This window comes from Enterobacter sp. ZOR0014, assembly GCF_000798855.1.
Classification (GTDB): Bacteria; Pseudomonadota; Gammaproteobacteria; order Enterobacterales; family Enterobacteriaceae; genus Enterobacter; species Enterobacter kobei.
In genome coordinates this window covers 1-19,375 of sequence record NZ_JTLF01000321.1, presented here as the reverse complement: position 1 = coordinate 19,375, position 19,375 = coordinate 1, and the positions used below count along the sequence as shown (strand labels likewise).

Sequence of the window (19,375 nt, the reverse complement as noted above, 5' to 3'; positions counted from 1 at the left end):
GCTTGCGCTTACCCGGCCTATAAAAGTTTGCAGACCGTTCGTAGGCCGGGTAAGGCGAAGCCGCCCCCCGGCACTTCTCACAGATCCCGGAATGTCCCCAACCGATACCCACGTTCGGCAATCGCGTATTTCAGCGACGACGACGTCAGCACATCCAGCTCCGCCAGGCGCGGCCAGCAGTACGCGCTCTTGCGCACGATATTATCGACAAATGCGGGGTGCGCCATGACCTCCAGTGACTTTTCTCCCCGAGCTGCAGAATCATCCAGCACCTTCAGGAACAGCGCTTCGTCGATCGCCTCGCCGTAAAACGCGCTGCTGAACCCTGCGGTGGTTGTCACCGCACTGTCCGGCAACCCTTGCACCTCACGATCCACGCGCATCGCTACGCCTTTGCATTGAGCAAACGCCGCAACGATCGGGAAAATTGCCGGGATCATATGCACGTGGTGATGGCTGTCGATGTGTGTTGGCAGATCACCAAACAGATCAGCAAAGCGGTTGAACTGACAGTCCAGCTCGCGGGCAATCTCTTCAAGCGGCAGAGCGTCCTGCTCCGCCTGTTCCCAAATCCATTTACCTAACTGTCCGTCACGGGCCAGGCCCGGCATTGGCGTAAGCGGCATACCGAGCGTCAGCACAAAATGCATCCCGACGCCCAGCTCAGGCACGTCGCGGCTTAGCTGCGCCGCGTGTTCAACCGCTTCACCATTAACCAGTGCCGTAGTGGATGTCACAACCCCCCGGCGACAGGCTTCAATAATGCCGTAGTTCTGACCTTTCGAGAGGCCAAAATCATCACCATTAACGATCAGCAGGTTTTCCATTGTGCGTCCTCTCAGTGGTGTTTGAACTTCAGCTTCTCAATCGTGGCGGCAAAGTTCGGCAACCATTTTTCATGCGCCAGGATCATCTCTGCTGCAAGCTGTTCCGCATCGCGGTCGGAATGCACCAGCGGGCTGAGGTTCAGTGCCAGAAGCACGTCATTCAGCTCGCCGCTCAGCGCCGCCTGACTTGCCGCCACTTCAAAGCCTTTAATGGTGTGGATCAGACCCATAACTTTGTCATCAAAATGAGTAATGCGCGGATGCGGTTTAGCGCCATCGCGTCCCAGAATGCAGGTCATCTCAACGGCCCAGTCAGCCGGGATATTGTCGATGTGGCCGTGGTGCGGCACGTTAACATAGTGCTCCGCCTGCTTGTCGTTGTAGATGGCGTTGATCACTTCACACGCCGCATCGGAATAATAGGCCCCGCCGCGCTGCTCAAGCTCTTTCGGCTTGACGTTCAGGTTCGGATCTTTATACAAGTCGAACAGCTGCTTCTCAACTTTCTGAACGATTTGCGCCCGCGCGCCCCCCTTGTAATACTCGCCCATTTCGATGGCCAGCATCTCTTTCTGCTTGAAGTAATAAAGCAGGTAGGAGCACGGCAGCAGATTCAACGAGCGGATCAGCCCTTCGCTGAACGGCAGGTCAAAGATGTTTTTCACAGACGCAGCGGTCAGACGACCCGAGGCGACCCCGTCCAGCAGTTCAGCAAAACGCGATGTTCCGTTCACGATGACATCTTTAATGAACACCATATGGTTCAAACCGAACAGATCGATAGAGAGATCGTCATTATCAGTCAGTTCCAGCACGTCACGGATAAACATTTTCATGCCGACTGGAATATTACAGACGCCAATAAAGCGCCTGAAACCGGTATGACGATAAACCGCTTCGGTCACCATCCCTGCCGGGTTAGTGAAGTTAATCACCCACGCGTCTGGACAGATTTCCTGCACGTCTTTAACGATGTCGAAAATAACCGGAATGGTACGCAGGCCCTTGAACAGGCCACCGGCACCGTTAGTTTCCTGACCGAGATAACCGTGGCTCAACGGAATACGCTCGTCCAGTTCACGTGCTTTCAACTGGCCAACGCGCAGCTGGGTGGTCACGAAATCTGCATCTTTCAGCGCCAGTCGACGATCCAGCGTTTTATGCACGGTCAGAGGTACGCCCGCTTTCTCAACCATGCGTTGGCACAGGTCGAAAATAATATTCAGCTTCTCCTGACCTTCCTCCACGTCCACCAGCCATAATTCGCTGACCGGTAATTCATGATAACGTTTCAGAAAACCTTCAAGTAATTCCGGGGTATAGCTGCTGCCGCCACCAATGGTTACGACTTTTAATTTCTTTTGCATAATATCTCCCTTTGCGTATCAGGTTAATCGCCTGCAAGGTATAGCGTACTCTTCCCGCTATTTGGGCAAGCCATTAAAGCAATATTCGTGGCGGATAAATCCGCCGAAAGTTAATTCATTACCGTCAAACTTTTGCGGTAACTGTTCGGGGTGAATGACGTTAATTTCTTAAACGTTTTAATAAACAGGCTGGGGCTACTGTATCCCGATTCGTAAGCAATATCGGTGACCGAGTAGTTAGTAATTTCCAGCTGTTTTTTGGCAAAGTTAATGCGGATGTCATTAATAATTTGCACAGGTGTTTTACGATAATACCGCTGCGTCGCGCGGGTCAGATATTCCTGGGATTTTCCCGACAGGGAAACCATATTCTCCAGCGCATTGTCACTGAACTGGGCTTTATCGTGCATCAGTTCAACAGTGCTGCGCAGCCACTGTGGAATATCATCCGTCACCTGCTGCTCTTCACGATGATGACGCAGCCGGTTCATCACATAGAAAGTCACCGTTTCAATAAACTCGTCAAATTCATTTTCACGGAAGTTAAGCGAGGCAATAACCGTTTCAATCCAGGTCATGAACTCGTTTTTCACGCGATAAACCTGAGACGCCACAAAGCAGAACGGTACCAGCGGCAGATAGTGCTTTTCAAAGAAGCGCCTGCTGACGCCGACATTCAGAATGCGGGTTGCACCGAATTCGTAAAAGCTCTGGTGATAGGACCCCATCGGCAGGAAGACAAAATCCCCTCGCTCAAGCAGGACGCGCTTACCGTTGATCTCCTGGTAGTAGCGGCCGGTCAGAACAATCGTGAACTCGTAGTAGTCATGCTGGTGCAGACCACTGGCGCTCTCCGTCTTGTTGTAGATAACCACGTGAAAATTTTTGCCATTAAACAGCTGCTGTTCAAGTGCGGTTTTAATTTCCATCGTGCTGACCTCCTGCTGCAACATCCGACTTAGTGCATTTTCTCGTGAAGCTCAATCAACTCCGCCACCAGCTCGCGCGCCAGCATGGAGGTCATCAGGTGATCCTGCGCGTGTACCAGCACCAGGCTGACCTTCATCTTCCCTTCACCCTGATCGTTTTCAATAAGCTTTGTCTGCACCAGGTGCGCTTCGTTCAGCGCGGTACGGGACTGCTCCATCATGGTTTTCGCGGCGGCAAAATCACCCTGCTTGGCCTGCTTCAGTGCGGCATACGCCAGGCTGCGGGCCTGCCCGGAGTTGATGATAAGCCCCATCACCACTTCTTCAAGATCGTTCTCTGCGGCGTCGTCTGCGACGATACTATCCAAATCTAACATGTTTAAGCTCCTTGTGGCTGACGCGGGTTTCCCCGCGTCGGTCAATCTTAGAATTTCAGTGAGAGGGCAATGTCCTCTTCGCTCTCTTCTTCATCAATGATGGTGGCAGCTTTGTTCGCAATCGCCACGAATGGCATGTAGAGCAGGGTCGCAATCCCGAGGTTGAATATCGCCAGCAGGAAGGCCGCGACGCTACCGTTGGTATTGAAGAACGCGCCCAGCCCCGCTGGCATGGTCCACGGTGCAATGTTGGTCACCGGCGGAATAATGCCCATGTAGTAAGCCGTCAGGGTGATGGCTGCCAGCAGTGGTTGAACCAGGATGAACGGAATGAACATGACCGGGTTCATGATGATTGGCAGGCCAAACAGAATCGGTTCGTTAATCTGGAAGATACCTGATGGCAGCGCCAGTTTAGCTACCTGACGATAGTCAGCACGACGAGAGACAATAAAGACCGCGATGATCAGACCCAAGGTCGCCCCGGTACCACCCAGGAAGATATAGGAGTCAAGCATCGGCTTCGCCCACACATGGAAGGTTTTACCTGCTGCCAGCGCCGCGTCAACGGAGCCGTACTGCTGGTAAAGTGCCACGTTTTCCAGTGCCCACGGGGTCATAATTCCGCTATCCAGCGCAGCCAGTGCCAGTGAACCATGTACGCCGAAGAACCACAGCAGAGAGGTGAAAATCACATACGCCCAACCGACCACACCACCCATCGACGCCAGCGGCGTGGAGATAGAATCCATGATGATCTGGTGGAAGTTCGTGCCCCAGTGAGAGAGCGCCCAGGCAATAATCCCCATAATGGAGAGAATAATAAAGCCCGGAATCAACGCGGAAAATGAACGAGAAACGGACGTCGGTACGCTATCCGGCAAGCGGATAACCCAGTTGCGACGAATAATAAAGGTGAACATTTCCGCCACCACCAGACCGATAACAATACCGGAGATGATGTTCGCCCCACCCAACCAGTTGGCGCCGACGGCATACGCCTCCCCTACGCTGTAAGGTGTGACGGTCATAAATGCAGCAACGGATAATAACCCGGCAGCCAGCGGATCCACTTTTCGCTCTTCTGCCAGTGCCATGCCAATAAAGAAAGGCGCCATCAGCGACATAATACCTAACGTACCGTTATATACGTTGCCGCCGATGGCTTTAAAACCATTAAGGGTTTCAATTGTGGAAGCGTCTAACCGAATGCCTAATGAATAAAAGAAGGAACCTTCACCAAAGCTCAGAAAAACGTTGTTAATTAAAACGAACATGGCCCCGGCCAGCGTCAACGGCATTAATTTAATAAAGCCGTTTTTAATGGCATTAACGTGAGGCTGCTTTCCTATTTTAACAGCAAAAGGAAGGAGTACCTTTTCAAGTGAAGCGATGACTTTACTCATAGGTAAATACCCTTAAATGCCGTAACTCGTGTTACGGCGTATTGTGTGTGAAATAACTCTTTGACGGGAAAAATAAAATTAATTAGCAGCTTTTTTAATGGCTGCCACAGCAGCTTTCAGAACACCTAAACCATCAATCTTGCCATACAGCCCCGAGTCGATCACTTCGACCGGTTTGTTGGGTAGCAGTCGTTGTATTTCGGGCAACATATAGGCGATTTGCGGCCCCAGTAAAACAACATCGGCTTTCTGGCCTTTCTCGCCCGCCAGCGTTTCTGGAAACGCTTCAATCACCACAGGGACTTCATACTTTTCAGCCTGCGCACGCATCTTTGACACCAGCAGTGAGGTTGACATGCCCGCTGAGCAGAACAGGTAGATATGTTTCTTTTCCATCGTAATTTCCCTCTTGTAGGTCTACCTGCCATCGCGCTATCACTCGACTTGCTGTCCCGGCAGACAGGTAGTTTGCATACTGTTGTTTGTCGTTGGAGTGAGTATACGCAATGGTACAGACAGGGGATAATTCTGAACAGGTTGAAATTGTCTCTCATTGACCTGGCTTGTTGACTACCTTCACATTTCGGGCAAATAATTCGCGCAAAGAAATAAGATTTACGTATACACAAAAAAACCGGCCCATGGGCCGGTTCGTTAACATCTTCAGACAAGCTGGCTTACTGAGCCTTTGGAGCCTGGGGATCGGTGTCGTATTCAGCACAGGTCTGATAACCGGAGTTAATAACATGACCAGTGTCATCCAGGGCGACAAAGTAGGTCTCTGCCTTACCATCACGTTGACCCAGGATATAGGTCTGGCAGGTCCCTTTCGCATGAATCATTGTCACTTCAGAAGAAGGTTTACCGGCGATCGCAGCGACCTGCGAACGGGTCATCCCTTTTTTAACGTCTTTAACCACGGGCTGTGTAAACTGATCCTTGGTGCGATCGTAAGCCGTACACCCTGCCAGCATCGTCAGTACTGCCGCTGCGCTAAGAATTCCTGCTACGTTCTTGTTCATATTCCGTCCTCTTGTTTATCAGCGTGTTATCTAAGCATGGAATAAAAAGTACTATTGTTCAACTTTGTGAATTACGCCAGACGAATTTCGGAAAATTCTAATAAAACAACGATAACCTGCTAAATCGGCGCAAATTAGCGCACTCGAAACTGTGATCCTTGTCGTTTCTCGTCCAAAGGGTTAGTTTTAACAGTTAACACATTCTGTTTATGTTCTGCATATGGAGGGCGTGATGGCTCTGCAACACGAGATTATTCAGGCACTGGGCGCGAAGCCCGCGGTAGATGCACATGAAGAGATCCGCCGTAGCGTGGATTTTTTAAAATCGTACTTAAGAAAGAACGCTTTCCTGAAATCCCTGGTGCTGGGCATCAGCGGCGGGCAGGACTCCACCCTGACCGGTAAACTCTGTCAGATGGCGATTTCAGAGCTTCGCGAAGAAACGGGCGATGAGAAATTGCAGTTTATCGCCGTGCGTCTTCCCTATGGCGTGCAGGCCGATGAACAGGATTGCCAGGATGCCATCGCGTTCATCCAGCCCGATCGCGTACTCACCGTCAATATTAAAGGGGCGGTGCTGGCAAGCGAGCAGGCACTGCGCGAAGCGGGCATTGAGCTGAGCGATTTTGTTCGCGGCAACGAGAAAGCTCGTGAGCGTATGAAAGCCCAGTACAGCATCGCCGGAATGACCAAAGGCGTGGTTGTCGGCACCGACCATGCGGCAGAAGCCATCACCGGTTTCTTCACCAAATATGGCGATGGCGGCACCGACATTAACCCGATTTTCCGTCTGAACAAGCGTCAGGGTAAACAGCTGCTTGCCGCGCTGGGCTGTCCTGAGCACTTGTATAAAAAGGCACCGACGGCGGATCTGGAAGACGATCGCCCTTCCCTGCCGGATGAAGCGGCCCTTGGCGTCACCTATGACAATATTGATGATTATCTGGAAGGCAAACAGCTGGATGAAGGTACCGCGAAGATCATTGAAAGCTGGTATCTGAAAACCGAACACAAGCGCCACACGCCGATTACGGTGTTTGACGACTTCTGGAAATAAAAGCAAAACGGCAACCCCGTTGCCGTTTTTAATGTTTGCGCCCTCTCCCGTGGGAGAGGGTTGGGGTGAGGGCAACAGACCGCACGATGTGGCCGGGTAAGGCGTAGCCGCCACCCGGCTCTTTTTTAACCACAGCGCACCTGCTACACTGTATACCTGAACAGTATACGGAGTAATATGTGAGCAGGCGTCAATCCGCCCCGCGTCTTGAGTTTGAAGCGGCGGCTATCTACGAGTATCCCGAGCACCTTCGCCCCTGGCTTGAGGCGCTGCCAAAACAGCCTGGCGTGTACATTTTTCACGGTGAAAGCGACACCTTGCCGCTTTATATCGGCAAAAGCGTCAATATTCGCAGCCGGGTGTTATCCCACCTGCGTACCCCGGATGAGGCCGCCATGCTGCGCCAGTCGCGGCGTATCACCTGGTTTCAGACGGCGGGAGAAATGGGTGCGCTGTTGCTGGAGGCCCGGCTGATAAAAGAGCAACAACCGCTCTTTAATAAGCGCCTGCGCCGCAACCGTCAGCTTTGTTCCCTGCAGATCAGCGACGGTAAGCCGCAGGTGGTTTACGCCCGCGACGTCGATTTTTCTCATGCGCCAAACCTTTTTGGATTATTTGCCAACAAACGCGCGGCCCTTCAGGCTCTGCAAACACTGGCCGACGAGCTACAGCTTTGCTACAGCCTTTTAGGTTTAGAAGGCACCACGCGTGGCCGCGCCTGTTTTCGCTCCGCGCTGAAGCGCTGCGCAGGCGCCTGCTGCGGCAAAGAGAGCGTTGAGGCGCATCACGCCCGCCTCCTGAGCGGTCTTGCGGCCATCAGCATCAACTGCTGGCCGTGGGAGGGCGCCGTGGCGCTAAAAGAAGTGGGTGAAACGATGACGCAGTATCACATCGTCAATAACTGGCTCTGGCTGGGGGCTGTCGATGATTTAAGCGACGCGGCAACCCTTTTACGCACCCCCGCCGGGTTCGATCAGGATGGTTATAAAATCCTCTGCAAGCCCGTTTTAACCGGCAAGTTTGAGGTCATTATGCTCAGTGACCCGGCAGCCAGTTAATTTCACTGAACAGCAGGGTACCCTGAGACTCCAGCAAACGCAGAGTATGGGTCCCCTCCTCCCAGCTGGCGCCCTGATCGGCCGTCAGCAGTTTATCACCCAGCTGCCACGCCCCGCTTAGCACAAACACCACGCCGCCACGCGAGCCAAACGTAGTAAAGGTACGGTCGGCAACGCGCACTTTCGCCTTGCAGCAGTCACGCCGGGTCATAATGTTGAAGTCCATCGCCATCCTGCCATCGGAAAGCAATGCCTTTACCGGCAAATCGCCGGCAAAATGGTAAGGTTGATGCGGTTTAAGAGTATGGCGGAACGCCTGTCCGGCATCCAGCGTCACCTCCCCGCCCTCCAGCAAGGTAATGACCCGGTCAACTCCGGGAAAAGCGGAGAATTCGCCGTTGCTGGCGATCGTCGCAATACTGGCTCGCCAGCAAAAATCGCGCGTTGCGGGAGGGATACAACAAATTTCTCGCGTTTCGCCAGCACCATTACGCCAGAGGCTGACCGGCATTTTACGGATATCAAAGAACTCCATCACCACTCCTGAATGGCACAACCCGTGCCAGGGCAAGGATATCGCTACCCTTGCAGTCTTGTTTGTTATCGTTAGGTATTCACAGACACAGTATCGGCAGCAAAGCGGGCAGGCCTTAGCGGAACGTCAATAAAATTGCTAACGCCATGACTCTACAAACATTCTCTGAAGCGACTACAGGAGAATACCGCGCTGGCAGCGGCAGACAAGAGGGCAGGAAAGAAAAACCGCCGGTCCTGTCCACAGCGGTTGCGCTTTTGTGGACAGGATCCCGGCGGTCTTAAGATGTTGAACCGATTATTCGGTCGGTGCTGGCATTTTACCTTCCATCGCCGGACGTTCTGTCAGACGCTTCTCAAAATTGGCATTAAACTGTTTTTTCTGTTCCGGGGTCAGAATGTTGTAGATCTTGTTCTGGGTTTCCATGTGGGCCAGCATGCGGGCTTTATGCTGCTCGGCCATTTTGTCGATCTGCGCTTCGGCTTTCGCCTTATCGAAGGTGTCGCTGGCAATGATGTCATGCATTGCGCGGCGCTCTTCCAGCGGAGGACGCTTCATCTGGTCGCGCTGGCTTTTCATGATGTCGCGGATCTGCTGCTTCTGCGCATCCGTCAGGTTGAGCCCCTTAAACATCATCATCTCGTTGTGCATACCCGGGCCTTTATGATGCATCATCATTTTGCCTTCGGCCGGTGCGCCAGTCGTGGTTGCGGTATCTGCGGCGAACGCCATGCTGGTAGCGCCCAGAGCCAGGGTAGAAGCAACAAACAGTGCAGTAAACTTACGCATAATTTATTTCCTTTCTTTCAGTTATTCTTCGGCGCTATGCCGTGTTGACGAGATTAACTTTACGGGGTTTATCGTCAATTAGTCAGAGCAACAGTAAAACAATGAAAGTGTAAAAAACAATTTTTCGCCAAATATGGAGGAAATAAGGATAAAGCGTGGAGAGTTGCAACAAAAAATATTCAAAACGATGAATTTAAAGCAATTTCGAAAAAGTATAGCGAAGTGAAGATGAATAATAAAGCAATTCACCAGGAATATTCCGCAAAACAAGGACCAGCGCTTTAAACGTTAAGAAACGTTTTTACTTTCCCCTCCCGGATGATGAGAGGGGAATGGTTCAGGATATTTTTTCCAGCATCAGACCCGCTCGCAGGCCAAACGCGACGGTAGGGTTAGGGAACAACACATATTCCGTTGTTTTCTGCACTTCGTAACGTTCTTCCCCATCTTCCGCCAGCAGCGCTCCTTTGCGAAACGGCGTGAAGTTCAGGGTGTGCGCGGCCATATGAAGCTGGAAAGCATCGCTGCGGCGGGTGATCTGCTGTACGACGCGATACCGCTCAACGGGCTGATGCTCATGGTCGGGAGCCTCTCCCCCGAGCAGAGCCCGCAGCGCGAGATGCGTGGGAGCAAAACGCGTCAGATCGTTCTCACCGAAAGGAAGCGCTTTTCCCAGTTCCAGCGTACAGGCCAGGGCAGCAAAATGTTCGCAGGTAAAATGGGTAAACGTTCCGCCCGGCGACTGATGAAAGACCAGCGCCTCCAGCCCGGCGTCCCCCAGCCAGCGTAGAAAAGCTTCATCCCAGGGCTGATTCCGCTGCGGTAACACGCCAAAGCGCACATGGTAAGACGCGCGGATCGCGGTATGGAGATCAAGATGCCAGCGCACTGGCCCCGCCGTGGAGAAAAACGCGGTCACGACATTCTCAAGCCACGCGGCCCTTGCCGTTTCTTCACTTTGCGGAAACTGCGACCAGCGACCGCCAAACATGCGGTTAATGTCACTCACCAGGTAGCGTTTGTTTTGCGCCAGCGCAGGCGGATTGCCCAGCACCACCAGTACGCGACACGTAAGGGTGATATCTCCGCGATATAACGCACGCAGTAGCAAATCGACAATCTCAACGGGCGCCGTTTCATTGCCGTGAATGCCCGTTGAGAGCAGCAGCGACAGCTCGCTGTTGGTAGTCGGCGTCAGCTCAAGCACCCCGCGCCCCAGCCACCGCCAGCGGAATGAGGGGCCGTCCCCCTCTTTCTGTTCCGGCGTTTCATCGGCCAGGGTCAGCGCCAGTAAATTTTCCATACCCACTCCTTTAGCGCTGGAACGGATAAACCGATCCCAGTTGCAGGATTGATGTCAACGCGTCCAGCGCCTCGCGCCCTTCACGCAGAAGCTGCGGGTCAATCAGATCCGCCTGCGTTAACCGGTCGCGATAGTAGCGATCCACCCAGTCATTAAGGGTGGTAAACAGCGCTTCGTTCATCATGACTGCCGGGTTAACGGCCTGCATTTCATTCGGCGTTAATACCACGCGCAGACGCAGGCAGGCAGGACCGCCGCCGTTAGCCATGCTTTCACGCAGATCAAACACGCGCAGTTCGTCAATGGGGTTATCGGCCTTAACCAGTTGCGTCAGGTATTGCCATACGCCTTTATGATCCTGTGACTCCTGCGGTAGCACCAGCATCATGCTGCCGTCATCGCGGCTCAGCAGCTGGCTGTTGAACAGATACGTTTCAACCGCGTCCTGCACGCTGACGGCCTGCGTGGGCACCTGAATGGGCATAAAGCCGGGTACGCGTTCGCGCAGTGTCGCGAGCAGTTTCTCCTGATGCGCAAACGCCTGCTCATGGCAGAACAGCACCTGACGGTTGGAAACGGCAATCACGTCGTTATGGAACACGCCCTGGTCAATCACCTGCGGGTTCTGCTGGGCAAAAATCACCTGTGAAGGATTGACCTGGTTCAGGCGAGCGACCGCCTGGCTGGCGGCCAGCGTCTGGCGGGCAGGATAGCGAACGGGGGCAGAATGGCCGCCCTCCTCGCGCCCGTAGATAAACACCTGTACGCCAGGCTCGCCATAGTCGCCTCCGAGACGGTTATGGTTGGCCGCGCCTTCGTCGCCGAACATCGCCACCTGCGGCAGAGCCTGATGCACCTCAAAATGGGCGTCATGGTTGAAAATAGCGCGCAGCACGCGCTCGGTGGTTTCCGCTTCGGTGGCGCGGTGGAATTTGTTGTTCAGGTTAGCCACCGTCAGATGGACTTTGCCATCCAGCGTATCGGCTGACGGTGCGACGGTCGCCGCGTTCGCCACCCACATAGAGGAGGCGGAGCTCGCCGCCGAGAGCAGATGCGGCGTTTGCGTGCCCGCTTTTTCGACCACCTGCTCATCACTCCCGGTAAAGCCGAGCTGGCGCAGCACCGCCACGTTCGGCCGTTCCTGCGGCGGGATCACCGCCTGCGGAAACCCGGCATCTGCCAGCGCTTTCATTTTCTGCAGGCCCTGCTTCGCCGCCAGTTTCGGGTTGGAGACCTGAAACTGATGCTTCGTCGAGGCTTCATTACCAAAGGAGAGACCGGCATAGTGGTGGGTCAGCCCCACCAGCCCGTCAAAGTTGACTTCACGCGCTTTCATGACGATCCCCTTCGCTAAAATCCAGCCCCGGACTGAGCGTCTCCGGCAGCGTCAGCGCCGGGGTTTCCAGGCTCGCCATCGGCCATGCACAGTAATCCGCGGCATACCACGCGCTGGCGCGATGGTTACCCGACGCACCCACGCCGCCGAATGGCGCGGTGCTCGCCGCACCGGTCAGCGGTTTATTCCAGTTCACAATCCCGGCGCGCGCTTCCAGCAGCAGTTGATCAAACTTCTCGCGATGCGGCGAAATGAGTCCGCTCGACAGGCCATAGCGGGTGTTGTTTGCCATCGCAATCGCCGCATCAAAATCGTCGTAACGCCAGACGCACAGCAGCGGGCCAAAGACCTCTTCATCCGGCACATTGCTCGCGCCGCTCATCTCAACAATACCCGGCGTCAACAGCGAGGTTCCCGGCTGTACCTGCCTGGGTTCCAGCAAGGTTTTCGCGCCGCGCGCAACGTGGTTTTGCCAGGCGTTAAGCACATTCAGCGCGGCCTGTTCGGAAATCAGTCCCCCCATAAACGGCTGCGGATCGGCATCCCACGCGGCGGGGACCAGACGTGCGCTCACGTCGACCAGGCGTTTCAGGAAGGCATCTCCTTGTGCGCCTCGTTTCACCAGCAGGCGGCGGGCACAGGTGCAACGCTGTCCGGCGGTGATAAAGGCGGACTGGATCGTCAGGTGCACCGCGGCGTCAATATCATCGGGGTCTTCAACAATCAGCGGGTTGTTGCCCCCCATCTCCAGCGCCAGAATTTTTTCCGGCTGTCCCGCCAGCTGGCGATGCAGCTGATAGCCCGTTCCGGCGCTGCCGGTGAACAGCAGACCGTCAATATCGCTCAGCGCACTGAGCGCCTGACCGGTTTCACGACCGCCCTGCACCAGGTTCAGCACGCCCGGCGGCAACCCGGCCTGTTCCCACAGCTTCACCACCGCCTCGCCGGTTAAGGGGGTTAACTCGCTCGGCTTGAAAATAACGGTATTGCCCGCCAGCAGTGCGGGAACAATGTGGCCGTTCGGCAGATGTCCCGGGAAGTTGTACGGGCCAAATACCGCCAGCACGCCGTGCGGACGATGGCGCAGCGTCGCCGCGCCGTCCGGCATCTCGGTGTGTTGCTCGCCGGTGCGGGTATGGTATGCCTTCACCGAAATGGCGATTTTGTTGATCATCGCCGTCACTTCCGTTGCTGCTTCCCAGCGTGGCTTACTGGTTTCGGAAGCAATAATGCGCGTGAGCTCAGCTTTATTCGCCTCCAGCAGCCCGGCAAACGTTTCAATAATGGACTGGCGCGTGGCGAAAGGCTGTTTGGCCCACGCCGGAAACGCACGACGCGCGGCATGACAGGCTTGTTCCACCTGGCTGGGGCTGGCGTCATTTCCCTTCCAGAGCACCTCATTACCTACCGGATTGGTCTTTACGCGCAGCTCGCCTTCGCCCGTTACCCAGTCACCGTTAATCCATAATGTCATGCTGTTTTCTCCTCAGGGCAGAGACGCACCAGACGAACCGTATCGCCGGCGTTACATTTCAGGGCATCCAGTTCTGCAGCCGTCAGCACCAGACGTTCACATTTCGGGTTAGTCCGCACCAGCATGGCGCGGAAGTGGGTGTAATTTTCGTTCGCCACCAGACATGCCGGCCAGTCGCCTGGCGCGGGCTGACCTTCAGAGACCTCTACCAGGCGGCTTTTACGGATCGCGCGAACGCGGTCGATATCGCATTCAAGCGTCGGTCCGCCGTCAAAGATGTCGACATAGTTACGGTAGCGGAAGCCCTCTTTCTCCAGCACTGCGCGAGCTGGCGCGGTTTGCGGATGCACTTCGCCGATCACCGCCTGCGCTTCCGGGCTAAGGAAATGGGTATAGATAGGATGCTTCGGCATCAGCTCGGCAATAAAGGCTTTCTGGCCGGTGCCGCAGAGATAGTCTGCACGGCTGAACTCCATAGAGAAGAAGCGCTCGCCCAGGCTCTCCCAGAACGGCGAGTAGCCGGTGTCATCGATCACGCCGCGCATCTCGGCGACCACCTTTTCGTTAAAGCGATCGCGGAAGGCAGCCATAAACATAAAGCGCGATTTGGAGAGCAGATAACCGTTGCCCTCTTTGCGCCACGCCGGATCGAGGAACAGCGTGCAGAGTTCGCTGGCACCCGTGTGGTCATTACAGAGAAACAGCGTCGGCAGCGCGTTATAGACGTTCAGCTCTTTCGACGCGTGAACCATGGTGCCAACGCGGTAGTTATACCACGGGTCGTTAAGACCGACGGCCACTTCAATGGCGCAGATCCCGGCCACCGTCCCCGTCTCGGTATCTTCCAGCACGAACACGTAGCCCTGTTCGCTTTTTGGCAACGTCCCCTGCCAGGTTTGCAGGGCGCGCTCAATGCGCGCCGACAGCGTTTTTTCATCGGCAGGAAGCGAGGTCAGCCCGCCTCCCGTCTTACCGGCAAGCTGCATGAGCCCGGCGATATCGCCGCGCTCAACGGGACGGATGACCATCATGATGACACCCCGGACTTCACTTTTTCACACGCCAGTGCAAATCGATCCAGACCGGTTTGCACCTCTTCCTCGCTGACAATCAGCGCGGGAGCAAAACGCACCACGTTGGCACCGGCAATCAGCACCATCACGCCCATTTTTGCCGCTTCCTGTGAAATAAGTTTAGCTTTTCCGGCAAACTCAGGGGTGAGCTCGCAGCCAATTAACAGCCCCAGGCCGCGAATTTCTTTGAACAGTCCGGTCTTGCCATTGATGGCGTTCAGGCGTTCAACAAACCAGTCGTGACGCTGCTTAACGCCCTTCAGCACCTCAGGGGTGTTAATGATGTCGAGAACCTGTCCGGCCACAGCGGTCGCCAGCGGGTTACCGCCGTAGGTGGTGCCATGGGTGCCCACGGTCATCACGCTGGCGAATTTATCGGTCGTCAACGTGGCCCCAATCGGGAAGCCGCCGCCCAGCGCTTTGGCGGTTGAGAGAATATCCGGCGTCACGCCGTAGTGCATATACGCATACAGCTCGCCGGTGCGGCCGACGCCGGTCTGTACTTCGTCGAAAATCAGCAGCGCATTATGGCGATCGCACAATTCGCGCAGCCCCTGAAGGAATGCTTTTTGCGCCGGAAGCACGCCGCCCTCGCCCTGCATCGGTTCGACGATCACCGCGCAGGTGGTGTCGTTAATCAGCTCGCTGGCAGACTGCAGATCGTTATAGATGCCGTGGCGAATATCCGGCGGCAGCGGTGCGAAATCCTGCGAATAAGAGGGCTGACCGCCCGCGCTCACGGTAAACAGCGTGCGCCCATGGAAGGCATTTTTAAATGCCACAATCCCGCTCTTGTGGGTACCGAACTTGTCGTGGGCATATTTACGTGCCAGCTTCAGCGCCGCTTCGTTGGCTTCCGCCCCGGAGTTACAGAAAAAGACTTTTTCGGCAAACGTCGCGTCAATGAGCTTTTTCGCCAGACGCAGCGCAGGCTCGTTGGTAAAACCGTTACCGGTATGCCAGAACTTCGCGGCCTGATCGTTCAGCGCCTGACGCAGCGCCGGATGCGCATGGCCCAGCGCATTCACCGCAATCCCCCCGGCAAAGTCGATGTACTCTTTCCCCTGCTGATCCCACAGGCGTGAGCCTTCCCCGCGAACCGGAATAAACGCCGCCGGCGCGTATACCGGCATCATCCATTCATCGAAATTTTCACGCGTAATTGACAGAGACATAGCGACCTCATCCGGTAAATAAAAGGTTATTTGAATGTTAAATAATTGAGTGTTTGCACTGTGAATGTAGATTGCAGCCTTCGTGCCAGCCAGCGATAAAAATGCATAAACGGGTTGAGGCAACAGAATATCAATGAGTTATGATATGGAGTTATTCACTGTTACTGCATAAAAAGTGAATATTTTTACGATAAGCGGCGCTTTACCGCATGAAAATAAGAAAGAGTATGCAAAGGCCAAATATAATTCTGGAATTGTGATCGCTCGCGAAATTTCCCGGCCATTTACGCCCTGTCCGGGGGCAAAACGCGTCAGGATGGTGCAAATATTGCACCACCGGCATTATCTGTCGCAGTTATTGGTCGAACCCGGTAACAGTTGATGCAAATTCTGCTACCATCCATGCACTATTCACCTTGCACTGGCAGCGACTATGAAATTTGTCTCTTTTAATATCAACGGCCTGCGCGCCCGTCCTCATCAACTGGAAGCCATTGTTGAGCAACATCAGCCCGATGTTATCGGCCTGCAGGAGACCAAGGTTCACGACGACATGTTCCCCCTCGAAGAGGTCGCGAAACTGGGTTACAACGTCTTCTACCACGGTCAGAAAGGTCACTATGGCGTCGCGCTGCTCACCAAAGAAACCCCGGTTTCCGTGCGTCGCGGCTTCCCCGGGGACAATGAAGAAGCGCAGCGCCGTATCATCATGGCGGAAGTGCCCTCTGCACTTGGCAATATCACGGTCATTAACGGCTATTTCCCACAGGGTGAGAGCCGTGATCACGAGACAAAATTCCCCGCCAAAGCGAAGTTTTATCAGGATCTGCAGAACTACCTGACAACCGAACTGAAAAAAGAGAATCCGGTGCTGATCATGGGCGACATGAATATCAGCCCGACGGATCGGGATATCGGCATAGGCGAAGAGAACCGCAAGCGCTGGCTACGTACCGGCAAATGTTCCTTCCTGCCGGAAGAGCGCGAGTGGATGGAACGCCTGCTGGGCTGGGGCCTGGTGGATACCTTCCGCCATGCGAACCCTGAAACCCAGGATCGCTTCTCGTGGTTTGACTACCGCTCAAAAGGCTTTGACGACAACCGTGGCCTGCGTATCGACCTGCTGCTGGCCAGCTCGCCGCTGGCTGAGCGCTGCATCGAAACCGGGATCGACTACGATATCCGCAGCATGGAAAAGCCATCGGACCATGCGCCGGTGTGGGCTAAATTCAAGCTCTGATCGCGCGTGAACAGTCGAAAACTACTCTTCCTGTGCGCCCTTCTGGGCGCATTTATTCTGACGTTTGTCATGTTGCCACCGGGCACGCTCTCTCTGGAAGGGGTTAAAACTCACCAGCAGACGTTACTTTCCCATGTCGACCGCGCGCCGCTGCAGAGCGCAATGATCTTTTTTGCACTCTACGTAGCGGTCTCCGCCCTGTCGCTTCCCGGCGCGGCGATCCTGACCCTGCTGGGCGGGGCACTGTTTTCCCTGTGGGAAGGCACCGTGCTGGTCTCGTTTGCCTCTACGCTCGGGGCTACGCTGGCCATGCTTGCCAGCCGTTATCTCCTTCGCGACTGGGTTCAGCAGCGCTTTGCCCGGCCGATGAATACGGTGAATACCGGTATGGCGCGCGAGGGTACGGCCTACCTTTTTGCCCTGCGCCTGATGCCGCTGTTCCCGTTTTTTGTGGTGAATTTGCTGATGGGGGTGACCCGCATCACGGTGAGGCGCTACTGGTGGGTTAGCCAGATCGCCATGCTGCCCGCCACGGTTGTCTTCCTCAACGCCGGGCGCGAGCTGGGAAAAGTGACATCGCTGCACGATATTGTATCGCCGGGTATGGTCTTCGCCTTTACACTATTGGGGTTATTGCCGCTGGCTACCCGCTGGCTGTATTCCCGTTACACCTCTTCGTTCAAAAAGTGAGGCATTATGCGCCGTGTGCGTTTTTGCACGTTTCTGACAGGCCTGCTGCTGGCCGCCCCCCTGTATGCCGCCGACAGCTGGCAAAGTATCCAGCAACAAGCCAACGGGCAGACTGTCTGGTTTAACGCCTGGGGAGGCGATCCGGCGGTCAACCGCTACCTTGAGTGGGTGAGCGGCGAGATGCAAACGCACTACGCCATTACCCTTAAAATCGTCCCGCTGGCCGACGCTGCCGATGCGGTAAAACGGATCCAGACCGAAGCCGCCGCGGGGCGCAAAACGAATGGCTCGGTCGACCTGCTGTGGGTCAACGGCGAAAACTTCCGCACGCTAAAAGAGGCTAATCTCCTGCAAACCGGGTGGGCGCAGAGATTGCCCAACTGGCGCTATGTCGATACCCGCAAACCTGTCACCGAAGATTTCGCCATTCCCACAGACGGCGCGGAATCGCCGTGGGGCGGCGCGCAGCTGACCTTTATCGCCCGCAAAACCAGCATGCCGACGCCGCAAGAAGATCCGCAGGCGTTGCTGGATTACGCAAGGCAGAACCCCGGCAAGCTCAGCTATCCCCGCCCGCCCGATTTTACCGGTACCGCGTTCCTTGAGCAGCTGCTGATGACGCTCACGGCTCATCCGGATGCGTTGCAAAAAGCACCCGATGACACCTTTGCCCAGGTGACCGCCCCGCTCTGGGCGTATCTCGATAAACTGCACCCGCTGCTGTGGCGTGAAGGGAAAGACTTCCCTCCCTCGCCCGCCCGGATGGATACCCTGCTTGCCAGCGGGAGCCTGAATCTGTCGCTGACCTTTAACCCGGCGCATGGGCAGCAGAAAGTGGCGAGCGGCGAACTGCCTGCCGACAGCTACAGCTTTGGTTTTAGCAACGGGATGCTCGGCAACGTCCATTTTGTGGCGATTCCGGCCAATGCCAGCGCAAGCGCTGGCGCAAAAGTCGTTGCCAACTTCCTGCTGTCACCGCAGGCGCAAATCCGCAAGGCCGACCCGGCCATCTGGGGTGACCCGAGCGTGCTGGATGTGAAAACGCTGCCCGAAGATGAAGCAAAACAGCTGCTGGCTCATACGCCGCAGGGGCTGCCGAAGGTTCTGGCAGAGCCGCAGTCCGCCTGGGTTAACGCGCTGGAGCAGGAATGGCTGCGTCGTTACGGCACCCGTTAAGCTGGCTTGTCTGGCTGGCGATGGCGATTATTTATCTGCCGCTCCTGCCCGCCGGTGCCATGCTTCTTGCTCCGGCATTTTCTGTCGTTAACTGGCAGCGTCTGCTGATCGACCCACAATTGCCTCAGGCAGCCATCGCCACCCTGGTTTCAACGCTTATCGCCACGCTGGGGGCGTTGTTTATCGCCCTTTCTCTCGTGGCCCTTTTCTGGCCCGGCAAACGCTGGCGGCGTCTCAGTACGCGCCTGCCGTGGCTGCTGGCCGTGCCCCATGTGGCTTTCGCCTCCAGCGCGTTGCTGCTGTTTGCCGAAGGCGGTCTGTTTTATCAGGTCTGCACCGTCTGTTCACCTCCGTATGACCGCTACGGCATCGGGCTGGGTCTGACGCTCGCGGTCAAAGAGAGCGCGTTTGTACTGTGGGCGATTTACGCCGTGCTGCCGGAAAAACGGCTCGCACCGCAGAAGATTGTCCTGCAGACCTTCGGCTACGGGCGTTTTCAGACGCTTAACTGGCTGCTCCTTCCGGCGATCGCGCCGGTACT

At 55.4% G+C, this 19,375-nt stretch carries 19 protein-coding genes and 1 pseudogene; 6 read left to right on the top strand and 14 right to left on the bottom strand.

The features are described from left to right. Positions 1–77: 77 nt before the first annotated feature. The 7 genes from chbG to osmE form a co-directional block, all read right to left on the bottom strand. Positions 78–827: a chitin disaccharide deacetylase gene (gene chbG / locus L977_RS18360; RefSeq protein WP_047626503.1), complete on the bottom strand. Its 750-nt coding sequence runs from the start codon at positions 825–827 to the stop codon at positions 78–80. An 11-nt stretch (positions 828–838) separates the two neighbouring features. Continuing rightward, a complete protein-coding gene (locus L977_RS18355) occupies positions 839–2,194 on the bottom strand; it encodes a 6-phospho-beta-glucosidase (protein ID WP_047626502.1) in 1,356 nt (451 codons plus the stop codon). A 110-nt stretch (positions 2,195–2,304) separates the two neighbouring features. Further along, on the bottom strand, positions 2,305–3,147 hold the full coding sequence (gene chbR / locus L977_RS18350) for a transcriptional regulator ChbR (RefSeq protein WP_071819744.1): 843 nt from the start codon (positions 3,145–3,147) through the stop codon (positions 2,305–2,307). Positions 3,148–3,152: 5 nt separating this feature from the next. Further along, positions 3,153–3,500 (bottom strand): PTS N,N'-diacetylchitobiose transporter subunit IIA, encoded by a 348-nt coding sequence (gene chbA, locus L977_RS18345; RefSeq protein ID WP_047626501.1) that lies wholly within the window; start codon positions 3,498–3,500, stop codon positions 3,153–3,155. 47 nt (positions 3,501–3,547) lie between these two features. Further along, a complete protein-coding gene (gene chbC / locus L977_RS18340) occupies positions 3,548–4,906 on the bottom strand; it encodes a PTS N,N'-diacetylchitobiose transporter subunit IIC (protein ID WP_014883475.1) in 1,359 nt (452 codons plus the stop codon). A gap of 78 nt (positions 4,907–4,984) precedes the next feature. Then, the gene (chbB, locus tag L977_RS18335; RefSeq protein ID WP_014883474.1) at positions 4,985–5,302 is read right to left on the bottom strand and encodes a PTS N,N'-diacetylchitobiose transporter subunit IIB; all 318 of its coding nucleotides are present in this window, start codon (positions 5,300–5,302) and stop codon (positions 4,985–4,987) included. 281 nt (positions 5,303–5,583) lie between these two features. Further along, positions 5,584–5,928 (bottom strand): osmotically-inducible lipoprotein OsmE, encoded by a 345-nt coding sequence (gene osmE / locus L977_RS18330; RefSeq protein WP_010430142.1) that lies wholly within the window; start codon positions 5,926–5,928, stop codon positions 5,584–5,586. A 232-nt stretch (positions 5,929–6,160) separates the two neighbouring features. Between osmE and nadE the strand changes: the two genes are divergently transcribed. Together nadE and cho are read left to right on the top strand one after the other, a co-directional pair. Further along, positions 6,161–6,985, top strand: a complete 825-nt coding sequence (gene nadE / locus L977_RS18325) for an ammonia-dependent NAD(+) synthetase (RefSeq protein ID WP_023332763.1) — start codon at positions 6,161–6,163, stop codon at positions 6,983–6,985. A 179-nt stretch (positions 6,986–7,164) separates the two neighbouring features. Then, entirely contained in the window at positions 7,165–8,043 is an 879-nt protein-coding gene (cho, locus tag L977_RS18320; protein WP_014883472.1) for an excinuclease Cho, read from the top strand. Here the strand turns inward: cho and ves are convergent. From ves to astC, 7 genes are all read right to left on the bottom strand, one after another. Continuing rightward, a complete protein-coding gene (gene ves, locus L977_RS18315; RefSeq protein ID WP_014883471.1) occupies positions 8,021–8,578 on the bottom strand; it encodes an environmental stress-induced protein Ves in 558 nt (185 codons plus the stop codon). The two genes, cho and ves, sit on opposite strands and share 23 nt — an antisense overlap. A 297-nt stretch (positions 8,579–8,875) precedes the next feature. Further along, positions 8,876–9,367: an ATP-independent periplasmic protein-refolding chaperone Spy gene (gene spy / locus L977_RS18310; RefSeq protein WP_047027189.1), complete on the bottom strand. Its 492-nt coding sequence runs from the start codon at positions 9,365–9,367 to the stop codon at positions 8,876–8,878. A 337-nt stretch (positions 9,368–9,704) separates the two neighbouring features. Next, complete coding sequence (gene astE, locus L977_RS18305; RefSeq protein WP_047626497.1) at positions 9,705–10,670, bottom strand: succinylglutamate desuccinylase; 966 nt, start codon at positions 10,668–10,670, stop codon at positions 9,705–9,707. A 10-nt stretch (positions 10,671–10,680) separates the two neighbouring features. Beyond that, positions 10,681–12,006: an N-succinylarginine dihydrolase gene (gene astB, locus L977_RS18300; RefSeq protein WP_023332760.1), complete on the bottom strand. Its 1,326-nt coding sequence runs from the start codon at positions 12,004–12,006 to the stop codon at positions 10,681–10,683. Next, complete coding sequence (gene astD, locus L977_RS18295) at positions 11,993–13,480, bottom strand: succinylglutamate-semialdehyde dehydrogenase (RefSeq protein WP_047626494.1); 1,488 nt, start codon at positions 13,478–13,480, stop codon at positions 11,993–11,995. The genes astB and astD overlap by 14 nt, the downstream gene beginning before the upstream one ends. Then, positions 13,477–14,511, bottom strand: a complete 1,035-nt coding sequence (astA, locus tag L977_RS18290; RefSeq protein WP_023332758.1) for an arginine N-succinyltransferase — start codon at positions 14,509–14,511, stop codon at positions 13,477–13,479. Before astA ends, astD begins: the two co-directional genes overlap by 4 nt. After that, positions 14,508–15,728, bottom strand: a complete 1,221-nt coding sequence (gene astC / locus L977_RS18285; RefSeq protein WP_023332757.1) for a succinylornithine/acetylornithine transaminase — start codon at positions 15,726–15,728, stop codon at positions 14,508–14,510. The genes astA and astC overlap by 4 nt, the downstream gene beginning before the upstream one ends. A gap of 433 nt (positions 15,729–16,161) precedes the next feature. On the opposite strand from astC, the gene xthA reads away from it, so the two are divergent. From xthA to L977_RS18265, 4 genes and pseudogenes are all read left to right on the top strand, one after another. Beyond that, a complete protein-coding gene (gene xthA / locus L977_RS18280) occupies positions 16,162–16,968 on the top strand; it encodes an exodeoxyribonuclease III (RefSeq protein ID WP_014883464.1) in 807 nt (268 codons plus the stop codon). A gap of 6 nt (positions 16,969–16,974) precedes the next feature. Next, a complete protein-coding gene (locus L977_RS18275) occupies positions 16,975–17,658 on the top strand; it encodes a TVP38/TMEM64 family protein (protein WP_047626491.1) in 684 nt (227 codons plus the stop codon). 15 nt (positions 17,659–17,673) lie between these two features. Continuing rightward, on the top strand, positions 17,674–18,834 hold the full coding sequence (locus L977_RS18270; RefSeq protein WP_052192653.1) for an ABC transporter substrate-binding protein: 1,161 nt from the start codon (positions 17,674–17,676) through the stop codon (positions 18,832–18,834). Continuing rightward, positions 18,807–19,375: pseudogene (locus L977_RS18265) on the top strand (thiamine ABC transporter permease); the annotation flags it as partial. The gene L977_RS18270 and the pseudogene L977_RS18265, both read left to right, overlap by 28 nt.